The sequence below is a fragment of the Pacificibacter sp. genome (genome assembly GCF_039769035.1).
Lineage (GTDB): Bacteria > Pseudomonadota > Alphaproteobacteria > Rhodobacterales > Rhodobacteraceae > Celeribacter.
Window position 1 is genome coordinate 1 of sequence record NZ_JBDMZG010000120.1, and the last position, 17,855, is coordinate 17,855.

Genomic DNA, 17,855 nt, shown 5'->3' on the forward strand with positions numbered 1-17,855 from the left:
AGCGCATTGGCGATGTCGTGAAGATGAAGTGGGCGCACTTTTCGAATGAGGGATTCGATTTCACTCAAGGCAAAACCGACAAGCCGCTGTGGATCCCACTCACGGATCGCCTCAAGGCCCATCTCGACGGACTCGCGCGAACGGATGGTACTGTCGTGACCGACCCCAAAGGTCGACCGGTGAGCTACCGCATCGTTGCGGAGGAAATGCGCACCATCAAAAAGAAGATGAAGCATGAGAAGGCGAGCTACTACAAAACGCACGGGCTCAGGAAAAACGCGACGATCGAGCTTTATTTGGCTGGATGTGATGACGAGATGGTCAAGGCTGTCACCGGGCACTCAGGCGTTGAGATGCTGAAAAAATACGGCGGGCCGATCCGGCAAAGGGAGCTCGCGAAGCGCGCTCAAGAGGCGAGAAATCAAATGGAACGAAGCAAGAGCGAAACGTGAAAGTTTCAACGGTTGTTTCAAAAATGGCAGTGAAGGAGAGGTAGGATGACGCAAGTCATTGATTTTATTGGAGGCGAGTACCGGAATCGAACCGGTGTACACGGATTTGCAATTATTTAGTTGTTAATAAAAACAAGTATTTAAATTCTGGTGCGTAATATTGTGTGTAACTATTTTTCCGACGCAGTCGTGTTTTGTGCGAAATTTTCACCAACCCACAATGGAGGTTTGGGCGGAAACCAGACATTCGCTGCGGGCGCGAAATCGAAAGAACGGCGAGAAGAAAGCTGACGCTCAGGGCAAAAAGCGATTTGTGCTCCTATGCAAATGCAGCAAAAGTCCGCTAAGTGTGGAACGTTACTGATTTTTGGCCCAATCGCGGCGAATTCGTGAGTCAAATCAACGGGCCCCGTCAGACAATTCCGACCCAAACGTCAAGCATTTCTGACCCAAATAGTACTCGCTAATTTTAACCCAATTAACGCCGCTCACAGAGGCGAACAACATGTCAGCATTGAGCATCACAGGCACCGTGCCATATTCACACCTGTCGGATGGGCAAAACCCTCTCTTAGTCTAAGCTGCCCTTGGTTCCAAAAACTCTGACGACGGACAGTGTGCCTCTGAATAACGTGATTTCTTCATCGTGAATCTCCTTAGCTTATACTGCCGAGAAAATTCTAGTTTTCAACACAACCATTTTTCGAGGGGATTACCAGATGGCTTCGCGAGATGCGCGGTTCCGCAAAAGGAAACCGTGCTCTTCGCGAGGCCAGCGCGCCTGTTCTTGGCGCCGTGTCTTGGTGCCGGGTGCAGCTTCGACTTGCAGGCGGAAGCAGACAGCATTCATGCGCTCGACAAGGGGCGCATCGAGGCGGCCGATCAGGGGAGCCAGATCACTGCCGTCCACAAACCCAGAGTGGTCTACGCTGACGATCACACGGCGCGCACAGACAAAGCGGGTAGGGCGGTCCAGCCCCACCGCCTCGCAGGACGCTGGCTGGTTTACACGGACTTCATAGCCGGTGTTGGCTTTGGTGCGCGCAGACGTGCCGTAGGCGAGTTCGACGAATTTGGTGCCGTTCGCCTCAATGACATCGAGCATAAGGCAGGGGCGCTGCTTAGGTTTGTCAGTCTTATGATCCTCGTTGAAGGGAAACCGAAACAGTACGACATCGCCAGGCTTAGTGGCGTTATGCCAGCTGTCTGTGTGCGTGGTCGGTTCTGATGTGAAGGGTTTTGTAGTGTGATACATTGTGCGTCTCCAGCAATGCGATTGAAAATCGACACGCACTGAGGAAACTAAAAAGCCTCATGTTTTTGCGGCGTGTCAAAGACAACGCGTCGCAAAAACAGGAGGCGAAAATATCGGGAGAGCGGCGAGAGGGAAACCCTCGCGGCAAATTTACGGGGTTAGTGAGTAAGGGTGGAAACCGGACATTCGTTACAAGCTGCACTAAGGTCAGCTAAGCGGACAAAATGTAAATTCGCTGAGCTTGTGTTGTTGTCAGATTCTGGCAATTTTATATGTGCTTCACTCTTTCGAGAATCGCAGAAAGTGCGCTGCATGTGACCGGCTTTTCGATGAACGCGGTGTAATCTGGTACGACTTTCTTTGCGGATGATTTGCCGGACATGATGATGGTTCTCACTTTGTGCGGCGCGCTCCAAGCCCTCTCGACGAGTTCAAGGCCATCGATGTCCCCACCAAGATCAAGGTCGCTGACTAGCAAATCAAAACACTGCTGCTGTAACAATGCCAGCGCATCCTCGCCCGTTTCGCTTACTGTGATATCATATCCTAAGCCTTCGAGCAGTTGACAGACGGATGCGCGAGTTCTGTGGTCGTCCTCTACAAGCAAGCATGCATTTGCAAATGGAAGGTGGTGAGGTTCATGATCAGCACCCGCAAGTGGCAACAGTACTTCAATTTGCGTGCCTCGCGCAACGTTGCTTTCGATATTCAAATACCCACCAGTTTGGCGAATGAACCCGTAGACAATGGACAAGCCAAGCCCCGTTCCACCTTCGCCTTCACGCGTTGTGAAGAAAGGTTCAATCGCGCGATCAAGAACCTCTAGCGGCATTCCATGCCCGTCATCTACGACCAAAATGCGGGCTTGATCAGCCTCATATTGATCAAGGGATACCTTGATATGCCCACTGTCTGAAACAGCGTTATTTGCGTTCAACAACAAGTTCAACAGCGCGGATTCAAGCTGACCTGGATCAACGCGCACTTGCAAAGAGGTCTCCGGCAAAGAAACGTCTAACTGCACATTTGGTTTAAGGCCAATCTCAACCAGATCGATCACGCCCTCAATCAACGCATTTAGATCAACTAGCTCAGGTGTCAGGCTTTGTTTGCGCGCAAATGCCAACAGGCGATCCGTCAAAGATGCGCCAAAATCTACAGCATTTCCAATAGCATAAAGACTTTCGTGTTCATCGTCATGACCTCGTGCTTCAAGCAGGTGCGCATGGGTCCGAATGGTTGACAGGATAGTGGCGAAATCATGAGCTGTGTCCCCTGCAACCTTGCCAAGCGTCTCAATGCGATCAATTTGCTGCACTCGATCTGACATCTTTCGACGTTCTGTGACATCTGCCAAAAGCCAGACCCGCCCATCATCGGGCAATTTGCTGGCGCGCATCTCTAACACCTGCCCATCTGATGACACCAATTCGCAATGGCCGCGAAGATCATGCCTGAGATCAATGTGCTGTGCAGCTTCGGCAAACCGTCCTTGGTGCAGCCATTCCACAAAGGACACGACCTTTTTGGATCCGTCGGGAAGACGCAATATCCTCAAAAACGCAGCATTGCGTGCTGTCACGCGGCCCATTGGATCTACAATGGCGATCCCGTCAGAAATATTCGTGAATACTTTCTCAAAAAGAGCATTGCGCTGGTCAAGTTGCCGGTTCGAACGGTCCAATCGCAAGGCATTGGCGCGGAAGCTGCGAAATGATCGAAAGAGGTCTCCAATCTCGTCCTTACCGCCAAGCCGACGCGGCAGCGCACTTGCGCGGTCCCCATTGGCAAGTCGAACCATCGCCGCGGACACCCGTGTGATGTTGAATGTCACGTATTGCGACACATAGATTGCGGCAGTCAACGCTAAGACAAGGCTGACCACACTAATGGTCGCCACAAACATGCGTGCCCCCCAAATTGTACGCGACGAGGCAACCCTTTCACCGGCCAAAAACGCCTCTGCTTGGTTTGCATACTCCCCTGCAAGCTCATTGATCCGGTTCGCATCATAGCGAATGCGGAAGAGTGCGTTTTGCGCTTCAAGGTTGCTGGAAAGTTCAAGGCGTCGCAATTCGAAAACTCCAGCATTCCCCCAAACCACGTCCTCAAGGCGCCCAAAGAACACCTCTTGTTGTGGGGTAAGCTTAGCGGCATCAAGCGCTTCACGTTGCCGCAAAAAATGCCGTTGTTCTTCGCCCACACCGATCAGATTTCCTGCGTAGGCCGCATTCAATGCATCCGCGTTCATACTTTGGAGTGACCACCAAATAAGCCGTGTCGCATCATCCTCATTTGTGGCAGAGATCGCCGTTGAAGCAGTGTTTCTGAGAACGCCCAGTTCAGCCGTGTGCTCACGTAAATCTGCTTGCAAAGTATCAATACTGCGTGATGCCGTGACAAGATCAACGATGCCAGTCGTCATACTGCCAAGAATATCAGAAACGCCTGGCTGCGCCTTTTGTGCGTCGTCAAAACGGGTCTCAGGCCAATCGGTTCGCACTCGGTTCAAGACCTTCAGCAATTTCTCACCACCTTGTTCGATCAGGAAATGCGAACGTTGGTTTAGCAAATAGGGGGCAGATGTGGCCAGATCAGAAGAGCGCTGTGAAAGATCCAGTGCTTGAGCCACCTGGCTAAGCGTTTCTTGGTGTAATTCTTGCAGCCGTGCATCAACCCGTTGCAGAGCAAACCACGTCACACCACTGGCCGACAATACTGCAATCGTCAAAAGTGTCAGTGCCGCCCAAAGCCTGCCACGCACAGTTCGTAAACTGAAAAAACTCAGCACTTTTCGACCTCAACCCCGGTTACAAAGATATAGCCTTGGCCTCGGCGCGTTTGAAGGTGAACGGGTTTGGAAGGGTTTTCCTCAATCTTGCGGCGCAATCGTAGGATCAAGACGTCGATCGTACGGTCCATATAGCGTGTCAGGTCGCTTCCGATTTCAGTGAGCAAATCAACCCGCGGAATGATCTGATTGGGTCGATCAAGAAAAAAATCGAGCAACCGATATTCGGCATTGGTCAAAGGTATCTCAGGACCATCGCACTTACTGACGACCTTATTTTTCCGGTCAATGACAAGTTCTCCCAACGCAACTTTCTGGTCATCTTCAGCCGCCCCCATTGGCGTGCTGGTTCCATTGCCATATCGGCGCAGAACTGCACGAATGCGGGCAATCAATTCGCGTGGATTAAACGGTTTCAGCAAATAGTCATCCGCTCCGATCTCCAAACCAACAATTTTGTCAGTGTCATCGCCTCGACCAGTCAGCATAACAATGGGAAGATCATCTTTGCTTCGAATGTCCATCGCCAACGCGAGGCCGCTTTCGCCTTTGAGTTGCAAGTCAATCAAGACCAAATCAAAGGCGACAGACTTACGGATCACCGAAAAATCAGCGCTGCTTTCCATGGGGATGGGATCAAAATGGTTTTCAGTTAGCAAAGCGACCAACGCGTCGCGCATTCCGACTTCATCGTCCACAATTCCAATCTTAGCACGTTTCATGCATCAGCCTTTTGTATGTCTGGATTTGAACCTACTGGTAAACTGTGATTTCGTCTCAGTTTCAATCGTTACAAATATTACAAACAGACGTGCGTTGTAATTTTGTTAACCGTACACCCCTCGATCTGTAGCATTGTTAATGCACTCGGGGGCTGCATTTTTGAGTTTGCTCCCTAAGCTTGTTGTGCCGATCGGAGTAACAGCCGTGGAAGCAAAAATACTTCTGGGAGGAAGAAATGAAAAAATTTGGTTTGGTCTCATCAGCCGTTTTGATGCTTGCGGGTGTAACTGCTGCATCTGCTGATGATTTGAATGTTGTTTGCAGCAATGAACAAGACTGGTGCGACCTTATGGTCGACGCGTTTGAAGCGGTAAACGCCGATGTCGATGTTCAAATGGTACGAAAATCAACAGGTGAAACGTTAGCACAAATTCGGGCAGAAGCCGGAAATCCGAAAATTGATGTTTGGTGGGGTGGCACTGGCGACCCGCATCTGATTGCAGCTGCTGAGGGTCTAACTCAAGCGTCGAATGTGGACACATCCGAGTTGCTTGGCTGGGCCAAAAATCTGACAGAAATCTCCAATGGCCGGACCGTGGGTGTGCATGCCGGTGCTCTTGGAATTGCTTACAACTCCGAGATCCTTGCTGAAAAAGACATCCTGCCCCCTGCTTGCTGGGTAGATCTCACGGATTCCCGCTTCAGTGGTGAAATTCAGGTCGCAAACCCAAATAGCTCTGGAACCGCCTATACTGAGCTGGCGACATTTGTTCAGGTTTTTGGTGAAGACCAAGCTTTCCAGCTTCTTTCGGACATTGGGAAGAATGTGAACTCTTACACAAAATCAGGATCAGCCCCATCAAAAGCAGCAGCACGTGGGGAAACAGGCGTTTCCATCGGCTTCATGCACGACATGGTCAAGCTGCGCAAAACCGGATTTCCTTTGGAAATCGTCTCTCCTTGTGAAGGCACAGGGTATGAAGTTGGTGGCGTCAGCATCATTGAAGGCGCAAGAAACTTCGAAGATGCTGTAAAATGGGTTGAATTTGTAATCACGGCTGAGGCGCAATCGCGTGGCCCTGAAGTTGGCACTTACAATGTCCCTTCCAACGCAAATGCAACTTCCGACCCGGATGCACCGCGCCTGACCGACATCAAGCTGATCGACTATGATTTTGCGACATATGGCTCAAGCGAAACACGTGCACGACTGTTGGCGCGTTGGGATACTGAAGTGAGTGACCCCAACTCACAGTAATGTGTCTCCTTGCCGGCGCTCGATGGTTTCATCGCGCCGGCCGTTGAGGACCCTTTCCCTAAAGGGTCCTCCTTCCCCTACTCTTTGGACCTAAATATGAAACGAACGGTTTTGTTCTGGCTCCTAATCGGGCTTGTCGGCTTTGTTGTGCTGCCATGGCATATGACAGATGCTGGTTTTCTATCATTTGAATGGCTGGCGCTTGAGGCCCACTCAAGCGGGCTTAGGCTTGCGATGTTGGGCCAATGGTGGCTTGCACCGATTGGGATACTGTTGATCGCCTCCCTCGCGAACGTTTTCATCGTGAAGAGCCCAGTACAACGCGCAAAGACCACGCTTGGCCTTGCAGCGTTTGGGCTCGTTTGGACAGCCATTCAGGGTCTCCTCGTTGTGCGCGCAGGCCCGCGTATGTTTGAGAGCATATTAACCGGTGAGACCATCACATCCGGCCAACCCGGAATGGGCATCGGCGCGGCAGTCTGCGTCACGGGTCTTTTGTTTGCACTGACTGTTTCGATGTCACAAACGGGTAAAGGGCGCGGCGACGCCTTTGTTGTCAGCATCATCGGCCTGATCATTACACTTGTCGGTGTTTTTGTGTTTTACCCAGTGATGCACATTCTCGTTCGCGCGTTTGAGATCGAAGGTGGTTACAGTCTCACCAGTTTTTTCCCCCGCTTCTTCAGCAGTGATATTTGGGGGCTCCAATGTCTTTTCGCTGATCGCTCATGTGGTGTTGCCATCAACTCTCTGTTCCTTGCGGTGTTGACCGGCCTTGGTACAACCCTCTTGGGTCTCGCTTTTGCACTGATCTTTACCCGTACAGATTTTCGCGCCAAAAAGATTTTGCGCATGCTGACAATCATGCCAATCATCACGCCTCCTTTTGTCATCGGCCTTGCTCTTATCTTGCTTTTTGGACGAAACGGTTCGGTCACGGCTTTTGCAGCAGACCTTTTCGGTATGGAAAAAACCCGTTGGCTCTATGGGTTTTCAGGTGTCTACATTGCGCAGTTATTGTCCTTCACACCGATCGCATTTCTGGTCTTGATTGGCGTGGTGCAAGGCGTCAGCCCCTCAATGGAGGAAGCCTCTCAAACACTTGACGCCGACCGCTGGCAAACCTTCCGTTATGTCTCATTGCCACTGATGCGCCCTGGGTTAGCCAATGCATTCCTGCTTGGTTTCATCGAAAGCCTCGCTGACTTTGGCAACCCCTTGGTCTTAGGCAGTGGATATTCTGTACTCTCGACAGACATATTCTTTGCCATCGTAGGCTCTGTAGCCGATCCTGCAAAGGCGGCGGTGCTGGCAATTGTTTTGCTCACGCTCACGCTGTCAGCCTTTGTCTTGCAACGCATGTGGTTGGGGAAAAAGTCTTATGCCACGATCACGGGCAAAGCGGATTCAGGCCAAAATGCCGCGCTGAGCCCACTGGTGAAAGGCCTGTGCTATGCCACAGCTTTGCCTTGGGCCGCTTTGACTGCTGTTGTCTACTCAATGATTGTGTTTGGGAGTTTTGTGAAACTCTGGGGCTATAATCATAGCTTCACTTTTGACCATTATATCCGTGCGTTTGGCATCGACTTCACGACGGGGCGTTTGACGGGTGTGGCATGGGACAGCTATTTCACAACGCTGACGATTTCATCCATCGCAGCGCCGTTGACTGCATTGGTGGGGCTTTCGACAGCTTATCTTCTGGTGCGTCAAAATTTTGCAGGTAAAGAGCTGTTTGAGTTCTCGACTATGCTTAGTTTTGCGATCCCTGGAACTGTAATTGGTGTCAGCTATATCATGGCGTTCAACTTTCCGCCGATTGAGCTGACGGGGACAAGCATCATCCTGATCATTGTCTTTGTTTTCAGGAATATGCCCGTTGGGGTGCGCGGCGGCATCGCCGCGATGTCGCAGCTCGACAAAAGTCTCGATGAAGCGTCAATCACCCTCGGAGCCAATAGCTTTACAACCGTTCGGCGCGTGATTTTACCATTGATGAGGCCTGCCATTCTTGCAGCGCTTACCTATAGCTTTGTACGTGCGATTACATCCGTCAGCGCAGTGATTTTCTTAGTCAGCGCAAAGCATAATATGGCGACGTCTTTCATCGTCGGCAGGGTTGAAAACGGAGAATTTGGTCTCGCGATTGCCTATTCTGCGGTGCTGATTGTCACCATGCTCGCAGTGATCTTGCTGCTCCAACTGCTTGTCGGATCACGCCGTCTGCGCCGTGCCGACCGCGTCCAAACAACGGCTTGAAACCAGGCCAAACCCCGGAGAATACCATGACAAAATCAACCCCTGGTTCTGTACGTTTTGAGAATGTCGTAAAAAAATTTGGTGAGGTTACGGCTCTTAAAGGCCTTGACCTGACCATTGATCCCGGCAAGCTTGTGACCCTGCTGGGCCCCTCTGGATGCGGTAAAACAACCACGCTGCGTCTTATTGCTGGCCTTGAGATGGCCAGCGCCGGAAAAATTCACATCGGCGGCGAAGACGTCACTCACTTAACGGCAACTTACCGTAAGGTGTCGATGGTGTTTCAATCTTACGCATTGTTCCCACACATGACGGTCCGCGAGAATGTCGCTTATGGCCTCACAGTCAAAGCCATGCCTAAGGCTGAGGCCGCGCAAAAAGCAGAGCATGGATTAGAATTGGTCGGGCTCGCTGGTTTTGGGGATCGTTTACCAAGCGAGTTATCGGGCGGTCAGCAGCAACGTGTTGCCGTTGCGCGCGCCATCGTATTGGAGCCTGAAGTCCTGCTTTTGGATGAGCCTCTCTCGAACCTTGATGCGAAACTGCGCCGCCATGTCCGCGAAGAAATCCGCCAAATTCAACAACGCCTCGGCCTTACCGCCGTCTATGTCACCCACGACCAAGAAGAGGCGATGGCTGTTTCGGACCGTATCATCGTGATGAAAGACGCCGAGATCGCGCAGGAAGGTTCGCCCAGCGATCTCTACGAGGCACCTAATTCCGCATTTATCGCCGATTTCATTGGGGATGCCAATCTTGCCGACTGCGATATTAAAGATGTGACGAAGGGCGAAGCCACCGTGGCTTTGGACATGAAACAATACAAAATCCGCGATGGTGGACTGCAAAAAGGCCACGCAAAAATGGTGCTACGGCCGCATAACTTGCACCTCGCCTCTCCCGATCAACCTGGGATCAAAGGCACGATCAGCTATGCGGCCTACCTTGGAAAAGAAATTCAGTATACAGTGGAAAGTGCAATCGGCTCCTTGTTTGTCATTAGTGGTTTGACCGGAAAACCATTTGCACACGGCGACACCGTTTCAATTCAATTCGATGCAGATCTAGCCCGCCTTGTGTCGGCCTAATACAAGGAACAGTGTACATTTTGGATAGCATTTTATATTCCCGCGGCGGCCAAAGGCATGTCTCATCCGAGAACTGGCATTCTGAAATCATTGCAGGCGATTATCGTGCCATCATATTCGACTGTGACGGGACGTTGGTCGACAGCAGTGAAACGCATTTTCAAGCTTTTCAGTCTGCAGCACGTGCTCAAGGGTTTGATTTAGATCGAAATTGGTATGCTTTGCGGACAGGCCTAGATCGCCTGTCCCTTTTGACGGCTTTCTCAGAAGAGGTGTCGGGGGCTTTGGACATTGCCTTGGCCGCCCAACAGAGCATTGATGCATTTATCAGCAAGGCGACGACAGTATCGCCGATCGAAGAAACAAATAGATTGCTTCGCGCTTTAGGTCGAACCCATCCCATGGCTGTCGGAACCAACGCAGAAATCGAAGTCGCCACCGCATCGTTGAAAGCCGTTGATCTTCTGGATTATTTCGGTGCCATTGCCTCAGTCTCGGATGGTCTTCCTGCAAAGCCCGCGCCCGACATTTTTGTGCATGCAGCCAAGAAACTGGGGGTCCCTACGGCCATGACATTGGTCTTTGAAGACTCAAAAGAAGGTGTGTCCGCAGCCCTTGCTGCCGGATCCGACGTCCTTCAAATCATTCATAGCTGACATTTGCCACGCTGCAAAAAATCACTACGGGCTTATTCTGTTGAAAAATGCCAATACCGAGTATTCCAAGCACATTTGACGGAGTAATATCCTGAATTTCAGAAATTTTGCAGATGCAGCAAAGAGCTTTTTAACAAAATAGGCTCTAAGCTGCGATTTTCCGCGATGTCCGCTTAGGGCCGTTCGCGTCGATCGACACCAAGGGCGGAAACCAGACATTCGCTGCAAGTGCGAATTCTGACCAACAGAGCACCAAAGCGGACTTACGTCGTCCAACCACCCCAAACTTGTCCGCAATTGTCATGAAGGGTGGGAAGATGAACAAATCGCACCGGTATCAGTTATTAGGCGATCCGTTCCACAACATTCTAAATCTGCGACTGGGTGTCGGCAATTATTCGCAGTGTGCGGGTTCATCTCCAATCGCTGCCATCTTAGCGGTGAGTTTTGCGAGCATTTCACGGCGCACCTCAGCATAGGCGGGATCATCAGCCACACTGAACAGCTCAAGCGGGTCCTTGTCGCAATCAAACAACTCCCACTCTGTGTCCTGCCCGCCTTGGTTGGTACCCGGCAAATCAAAGCCGTCGTTGTACCAATAGATCAACTTGTAGCGTTGATCTCGAATTCCGTAGTGAGAGTAAGCGTTGTGATCAGGGTCGCGGTGCATCCAATACCGATGATACGCCACTTGATCCCAATCCTCAGTCACCTCTCCTCCAAGCACGGAACGCGCGGATTTGCCCTGCATGTAGTTCGGAATGGTCAACTCTGCGTAGTCCAAAAAGGTCGGTGCAAAATCGACATTACACAGCATATCGTTGCAGATTGTGCCAGCGGGCACTTCGGCGGGATAGCGCATCAGAAATGGCATTTGGAAAGATTCTTCATACATAAAGCGCTTGTCGTACCAGCCATGTTCGCCCAGGAAAAAACCCTGATCCGAGGTGTAAACAACGATAGTATTGTCTGCTTGGCCGGTTTCATCCAACCAGTCGAGCATGCGCCCCACGCTTTCATCGACGGAGTGGATCGTGCGCAAATACCGCTTCAAATAGCGTTGATATTTGAAATGGCTGAGCTCATCTTGGGACTCGAACGTGAACACCTCGCCTGTATCGCGATCAATCAGACGCAGGTTGCTGACGTCTTCGGGGTTGGGGATGCGCCTATCGGTTGATCCCGGTTTGGTACGCTCGCCCACCTCTGCGCCGCCTTCGGGTTGGACCAACCCAAGATCGACATATTTCATATCATCCTTGATCCGCATCCGTGCTTCGGATGCGGCCTTCGCACGATTTTTGTACTCGTCATTAAAAGTGTCAGGAAGGGCGACATCCTCTTGGTACAAATGCCGGTTCTTTGGGTGCGGTTCCCATTCTCGGTGCGGAGCCTTGTGATGACACATCAAGAAAAACGGCTTATCAGGATCACATTGGTTCAACCATTCAAGGCTTTTGTCCGTGATAACATCGGTGGCATACCCCGGAACTTCGATCTCTTTGCCCATCTCAATCATATAAGGATCAAAATATTCCCCTTGGCCGGGCAAAACAGACCAAAAGTCAAATCCGGTCGGCTCATGAGCCTTGCCTTCGCCTAGGTGCCATTTGCCGATCAAAGCCGTCTGATACCCGCCCGTGCGCAAATGTTTGGCCACATTTGGCCCGCGATTGTCGATAGGCGTATCCAACGTGGTGACGCTGTTCACATGATTATAGGTGCCGGTCAAAATCGCGGCACGGCTTGGCGTGCAGATCGAATTGGTGACATAGCAATGGTTCAACCGCACGCCTTCATCGGCAATACGATCAAGGTTAGGAGTGTGGTTTAAGCCAGCGCCATAGCAACTGATGGCTTTCGACGCGTGATCGTCAGCCATAATAAACAGAATATTGGGGCGTTTTTGGGTCATTGGAGTACCTTTCCTATCAGATCGAAGCGCGAGAGAGAGCGAGGCCTGTCGCAGGATCAAACCCATGCACGCGGTTTGGGTCTATGCGAATGCGCACCTTTGCACCGGCCTGTGGAAAATCAGTCCCATCCACCCGAACCAGCAACTCTTGACCATGCACAGACAGATTGAGCAATGCATCTGCGCCCAGCAATTCATCCAGTTTCACCATCGCCTTGAACACCCAAGGGTCAGAGGCGTCACCATCTTCTAAAACTTCGATGTGCTCAGGCCGAATGCCAAGCGTCGCAACTTCACAAGCGTCGCCAAGCCCTTGCGGGCGCGGTAATGTGAGGTCAGTTCCTGTGATTTTCCATCCATCTTGCGCGGCCTCGGCGGATAAAAAATTCATCGCAGGACTGCCGATAAATCCAGCCACGAACTCGGTCTCAGGATTGTCGTAGACATCGCGCGGCGTACCGATTTGGGCCACTTTACCACCGTTCAGGATCACGATCCGGTCAGCCAGCGTCATCGCTTCGACCTGATCGTGGGTAACATAGATGCTTGTGACGCCGATACGTTTGTGCAGCTCTTGCAGCTCCATTCGCATTTTTACCCGCAGTTTGGCGTCCAGATTGGACAGGGGCTCATCGAACAAAAACACTTCAGGCGTGCGCACGATGGCGCGCCCGATCGCGACCCGTTGACGCTGCCCGCCGGACAAAGCCGCCGGTTTGCGCATCAGATAATCGTTCAGACCCAAAAGATCTGACACGTCGTTGACGCGCTTTTCAATCTCAGCTTTGGGCATCTTTTGCAGCTTAAGCCCCATCGCCATATTGTCGAAAACCGTTTTATGCGGATACAGCGCGTAGTTTTGAAAAACCATCGCAACGCCGCGATCTTTCGGGTCGGTCTCATTCACGCGCACGCCGCCAATGGACAGCTCGCCTGTGGTGATGCTCTCTAAGCCCGCGATCATGCGCAGGGTTGTCGATTTCCCGCAGCCTGACGGCCCCAGAAGCACAAGAAATTCGCCATCCGCGATTTCAAGGTCGAACTCTTCAACCGCCGTGACTGCGCCATAAGATTTACCGATTTGATTGAGTGTTACACTTGCCATATCTGTTCTACTTACCTGCGCCAGCGGTCAGGCCGCCAACAATCTGTTTCTGAAAAATTGCGGTGATGATGAGCACGGGAATGATTGCAAGCACGGTTGCCGTGCTGATCGTTTCCCAAGGGAAAGCATATTCGCCTGGGTACAGCGAGATGCCGACAGGTGCCGTACGCATCGCGTTTTGGGTCATCAAGACCAATGAAAGTGGGAATTCGTTCCATGAGAAGATGAACACAATCAAGCCTGTCGCCACAAAGCCGGGCCAAGACAGCGGCAAAACGATCGTGAGGAAAATCCTGATAAATCCCATCCCGTCCATGCGGGCAGCTTCTTCGATCTCAACGGGCAACGTCGCAAAATAACTGGCGAGCATCCAGACCGAGAAGGGTAAAAAGAGACCCGCGTGGGCCAAAATCAACCCTGTATAGGTGTTCAACAACCCCAGTTGTAAAAAGTTTTGAAACAGTGATGGCAGCAAAGAAACCGGCGGAAACATCGAGACCGCCAAAATGCCAACCATCAACATGCCCGCAAAGCGCAGCCCCAGACGGGATAGAGCATATGCGGCGATGCCTCCGCAGCCAAGTGTCACAATCGTGCAGCCCAGACCAACAATGAAACTGTTGAGAATGTAGCGCAGCAGCTCAGGCGAGTTGGTGAAAATAGAGGTGTAGTTGTCAAACGTAAACGGCGACGGCCAATACTGTGGCGGCCAAGCGTAGATGCCTGCTGTGTTTTTAAACGAGGTCAGGATTAGCCAAACAATTGGGAAAAAGGATATGAAGACCGACAGGCCAACAAGCGTATACAGGACGTAACGTGGGCGATGTGTCATGATTTAATCCTTGTTCCGCAGCGTGAAGACATAGACCAAGCTCATGGCGAAAATGACCAAGAACTGCACAACCACGATGGCCGCTCCAAAGTTGAAATCCAAAAAGTCAAAGATGACCTTATAGGCGTATAGCGACAGGCTTTCCGTGGCTGCAGCCGGTCCGCCATCAGTGAGATTGAACGGCAATTCAAACGTGCGCAGCGCATCCATCGACCGAATGATCAAGGCGACCAAGATAGGCCCTTTGAGCAGTGGCAACGTGATTTGCGTAAACTCAGTCCAGCGGTTCATGCCGTCCATCCGCCCCGCTTCAAACAGGTCTCGTGGGATCGATTGCAGCCCCGCCAGAATGATCAGCGCCATGAAGGAACTGGTTTTCCAAACAGCAACAGTCACCATTGAGGCCATAGCTAAAACGTCGTCGCCTAAAAAGTTGATCGGCTTATCAACCAAGCCACTTTGCAGCGCCACGGCGTTAAACAGCCCGTAATCAGAATTGTACATCCAACGCCACATCAGCGTGTTGAGCGCCGTTGGCAAAGCCCAAGGGAACAAAACCGCCAAACGTGCCAAGCCTTTGAATTTGAAAGTCTCGTTCATCAACAACGCCAAGCCGATGCCCAGCATCAGTTCCAATGGAATGGACAGCGCAGTAAAGGTAAACGTCACACCGAGCGCGTTCCAAAATCGCCCATCCCCCGTCAACTTGATGTAGTGATCAAGCCCAACAAAACGGTAGGGCTCATACCCATCGATGCTCGATTGACCAAAGCTAAGGATAATTGATTGAACGATGGGGTAGACAAGAATGAGGGCAATGATCAGAACCGTCGGCGTGACAAAGCCAATCCCTGTCAACGCGGTTCGTTTCTCAAGTGTCAAAATACGAGGCATTGTGAACTCCGATGTGCGGGTATTGAACCATGCCCGACAAATTTGCCGGACATGGTCAGAGGGTAACAAGCGTGGGAGTGTTATTGACCCAAGATGTCTTTGACCGCTTTGGCCGCGTCATTCAGCGCGTCTTCGACTGACTTTTTCTGGTTCAATGCATTGGTGATCTCGATCTGCATTGCCTCAGACACACGGGGGTAAAGGCTTCCCGTTGCAGCAGAAGGACGCACAACACCGACGGCGTAGTTGGCGCCAAAATCACGAATGAGCGAGGCACCCGCCATTTGCTCCGACTCGTAGACATCTGTACGACCCGGGGCGCGATTTTCACTCAATGCCGCCTCGAGTTGATTGTCGAAAGACGTGAAATGCGCGACCAATTTGGCAGCCGCTTCTTTGTTCTCAGAATTGGCATTCACAGCCAGCAACCAACCGCCCAGCGCAGTGGAATGCCCGTCTTCATGACCTGCAAAATATGGATTGCGGGTAAAGTCAAATTTACCCGCAACAGGGCTGTCTTCTGCGCTAAGCGGCGCGTGGACGAAATCCTGTACCATCAAAAAGACCGAACGCCCCTGTTGGAACAAAGTGCGCGCATCGTCTGGGCGCATGGTCAAAATCGAATCCGGTGCAATTTTATGTTTGTACAGGATGTCGACCATGGTTTGCGTGGCTTCAATCGCTTGAGGTGAATTGACCGCGACTTTGCCGTCTGCGTCAAAGAAGCTCGCCCCATTGCCGCCGGTAAAGGACAGCCAGTTCATGAACAGGCCTTCGATCTTAGCCCACATAGACACAAAACCGTAAAGCTGCGGGTTGCCTTCGCCTTCCATGACCGTTTTGGAAGCTGAAATGACCTCTTCCCACGTTTTTGGCACCTCGATGTCGTATTTTTCGAGCAGATCAGAGCGGTAGAACAAATGCGTGCCGTCCAAGTAAAGTGGCGCAGCATAGACATTGTCGTCCACAGTTGCCGCAGACAAGAATGATGGGTTGTAGGCTGCGATTTGATCAGCGTCGATCAAGTCGTTGAGCGGCGCAAGCCATCCACGTTGCGCAAATTCGCCAGCCCAGATCACATCCACTGCAAAAACATCCGGTGTGGGGCTGCGAGCCGTCAAACCCGTGACGTAAAGCTTACGGGTATCGCCCGGCACATCGGACACTTTGTTCCATTCCACCGACATGCCTGGATTGGCAGCCTCAAAGCTTTCGATATTTTTATCGACCATAGCGCCATAGCCACGCGAGCCAATGGACACGACCAAATCCTGTGCGACAGCCGTGACCGGCGCACCAGCACTCAGCACGGCCGCAAGCGCGACCGCGTATAATTTAAAATTCTTCATGGTATCCTCCCTAGTGTAAGTTGCGCTCAGCCCGATCGGCCGAGCACAGTCTCAGTCTTCTCCCAGTCTTTCTCGACGGTTCTTTTTGCATCCAGCAGGACATCTTTGACCGTTGCGATATGACCCTCAACGTCGCGCAAAGGCGTGGCTGCCTCGGCGACTGTCAACATTCCGGCAAATTCCCCATCGGCCCCGTTGATCGCGACGCAGTAGCGCCGGATGCCTTTGGCGTTGCCCATAAGGTCAAATTCCATGCCATCAAGATCGACAGATGAAATTTGCGCCTTAGCGTGGGCCCAAGGCACTTTGCCCCCAGATACGCCAACGTCATAAAACCCAGATACATCCCAAACCCGCTCGACATCATCCGTTGGCGCATGGGCAAGCGCCATGCGGCTAATGCAGTCCAGTTCGTAGGATCCGCGGATAAAACCTACACCAGCACGCAAGCGAAGCGACTGCTGCCCGCTCTCCTCCGAGATGTGCCAAAACAGATTTTGACGGCGTAATGAAATGAACTCAGATGCAGCAATCAAGCGTGACGACACCGCTCGACAAGCATCATTCAAGCTTTGCAGCTCCATCCCTCCGATGGCCATTGCTTGCTCAAATGAAAAGCTTGGGATCAATTTGCGGTCGCTTGCTTTGCGCAAGTATCCCAAGTTTTCGAGCTCTCCCACCAAGCGATAGACGGTTGATGCGGCGAGACCTGTTTCCTCAATCAAATGCGCCACCTGCATTCCGCCTTCCTTGGCCAACGACAAATGTTCCAACAGAGTCAGAATTCGCTTTAGATTTTCGCCCACAAAGAATCCCCCTTTTGAGATTTATAATCCTTATATTGAGAGTAGTCAACGCAATGTGTCTAATGTTGAGGGCTGCTTCATTCCAATGTGACGAATGCTTCGAATACTGAGCGAAGCCGTCGATGGAGCAGGTGCAGCGGAATCTCACTAAGTCTGATGACCGACATTAAAGCCGACAAAATGCACGAGTGTCTGCTTCGACGGGCCGCACCGATGCAAGAGGATTGGGGGTCGAAGGTCGGCTTTGGGCCGAACAGCGCCATCTTGTCGTGTCGCCCCAACTTGGGCGCACCTTTGAAAATGGGAAGTCAATATTTGCCCTGTTATAGAAACAACATTCTATAATGAATCTGTTTAACGTATTGAAAATGTCTGACGTCAGAGTTTTTGGGTCCAGAGGCTGCGTAATTTAGGCGAGTATCTGGCTCATCTGGTTGGTTGTATTATGCGGCGCGTGTGCTGTGATGCAAGC

14 protein-coding genes are annotated in these 17,855 nt (G+C 51.6%); 5 read left to right on the forward strand and 9 right to left on the reverse strand.

What is annotated here, in order from left to right; genetic code table 11:
* A partial coding sequence (locus ABF287_RS10800; protein ID WP_347185015.1) for a tyrosine-type recombinase/integrase occupies positions 1-452 on the forward strand: 452 nt, incomplete at its 5' end.
* Between the two features lie 712 nt (positions 453-1,164).
* Here ABF287_RS10800 and ABF287_RS10805 read toward each other — a convergent pair.
* From ABF287_RS10805 to ABF287_RS10815, 3 genes are all read right to left on the reverse strand, one after another.
* On the reverse strand, positions 1,165-1,707 hold the full coding sequence (locus ABF287_RS10805; RefSeq protein ID WP_347185016.1) for a hypothetical protein: 543 nt from the start codon (positions 1,705-1,707) through the stop codon (positions 1,165-1,167).
* A 268-nt stretch (positions 1,708-1,975) separates the two neighbouring features.
* Complete coding sequence (locus ABF287_RS10810; protein ID WP_347185017.1) at positions 1,976-4,498, reverse strand: ATP-binding protein; 2,523 nt, start codon at positions 4,496-4,498, stop codon at positions 1,976-1,978.
* Positions 4,492-5,220 carry a response regulator transcription factor gene (locus ABF287_RS10815; RefSeq protein ID WP_347185018.1) on the reverse strand — a complete coding sequence of 243 codons (729 nt, stop codon included), beginning with the start codon at positions 5,218-5,220 and terminating at the stop codon, positions 4,492-4,494. The genes ABF287_RS10810 and ABF287_RS10815 overlap by 7 nt, the downstream gene beginning before the upstream one ends.
* 236 nt (positions 5,221-5,456) lie before the next feature.
* Between ABF287_RS10815 and ABF287_RS10820 the strand changes: the two genes are divergently transcribed.
* From ABF287_RS10820 to ABF287_RS10835, 4 genes are all read left to right on the forward strand, one after another.
* Positions 5,457-6,479: an ABC transporter substrate-binding protein gene (locus tag ABF287_RS10820; protein ID WP_347185019.1), complete on the forward strand. Its 1,023-nt coding sequence runs from the start codon at positions 5,457-5,459 to the stop codon at positions 6,477-6,479.
* 96 nt (positions 6,480-6,575) lie between these two features.
* Positions 6,576-8,738 carry an iron ABC transporter permease gene (locus ABF287_RS10825; RefSeq protein WP_347185020.1) on the forward strand — a complete coding sequence of 721 codons (2,163 nt, stop codon included), beginning with the start codon at positions 6,576-6,578 and terminating at the stop codon, positions 8,736-8,738.
* A 26-nt stretch (positions 8,739-8,764) separates the two neighbouring features.
* Positions 8,765-9,826 (forward strand): ABC transporter ATP-binding protein, encoded by a 1,062-nt coding sequence (locus ABF287_RS10830; protein ID WP_347185021.1) that lies wholly within the window; start codon positions 8,765-8,767, stop codon positions 9,824-9,826.
* Positions 9,827-9,846: 20 nt separating this feature from the next.
* The gene (locus tag ABF287_RS10835; RefSeq protein ID WP_347185022.1) at positions 9,847-10,482 is read left to right on the forward strand and encodes an HAD family phosphatase; all 636 of its coding nucleotides are present in this window, start codon (positions 9,847-9,849) and stop codon (positions 10,480-10,482) included.
* A gap of 394 nt (positions 10,483-10,876) precedes the next feature.
* On the opposite strand, the gene ABF287_RS10840 is transcribed toward ABF287_RS10835, so the two are convergent.
* The 6 genes from ABF287_RS10840 to ABF287_RS10865 form a co-directional block, all read right to left on the reverse strand.
* The gene (locus ABF287_RS10840; protein WP_347185023.1) at positions 10,877-12,397 is read right to left on the reverse strand and encodes a sulfatase; all 1,521 of its coding nucleotides are present in this window, start codon (positions 12,395-12,397) and stop codon (positions 10,877-10,879) included.
* Between the two features lie 16 nt (positions 12,398-12,413).
* Entirely contained in the window at positions 12,414-13,502 is a 1,089-nt protein-coding gene (gene ugpC / locus ABF287_RS10845) for a sn-glycerol-3-phosphate ABC transporter ATP-binding protein UgpC (protein WP_347185024.1), read from the reverse strand.
* A gap of 7 nt (positions 13,503-13,509) precedes the next feature.
* Positions 13,510-14,334: a carbohydrate ABC transporter permease gene (locus ABF287_RS10850; protein ID WP_347185025.1), complete on the reverse strand. Its 825-nt coding sequence runs from the start codon at positions 14,332-14,334 to the stop codon at positions 13,510-13,512.
* 3 nt (positions 14,335-14,337) lie between these two features.
* The gene (locus ABF287_RS10855; RefSeq protein WP_347185026.1) at positions 14,338-15,228 is read right to left on the reverse strand and encodes a sugar ABC transporter permease; all 891 of its coding nucleotides are present in this window, start codon (positions 15,226-15,228) and stop codon (positions 14,338-14,340) included.
* An 80-nt stretch (positions 15,229-15,308) separates the two neighbouring features.
* The gene (locus ABF287_RS10860; RefSeq protein ID WP_347185027.1) at positions 15,309-16,577 is read right to left on the reverse strand and encodes an ABC transporter substrate-binding protein; all 1,269 of its coding nucleotides are present in this window, start codon (positions 16,575-16,577) and stop codon (positions 15,309-15,311) included.
* 26 nt (positions 16,578-16,603) lie between these two features.
* On the reverse strand, positions 16,604-17,383 hold the full coding sequence (locus tag ABF287_RS10865) for a helix-turn-helix domain-containing protein (protein WP_347185028.1): 780 nt from the start codon (positions 17,381-17,383) through the stop codon (positions 16,604-16,606).
* Positions 17,384-17,855: the final 472 nt, after the last annotated feature.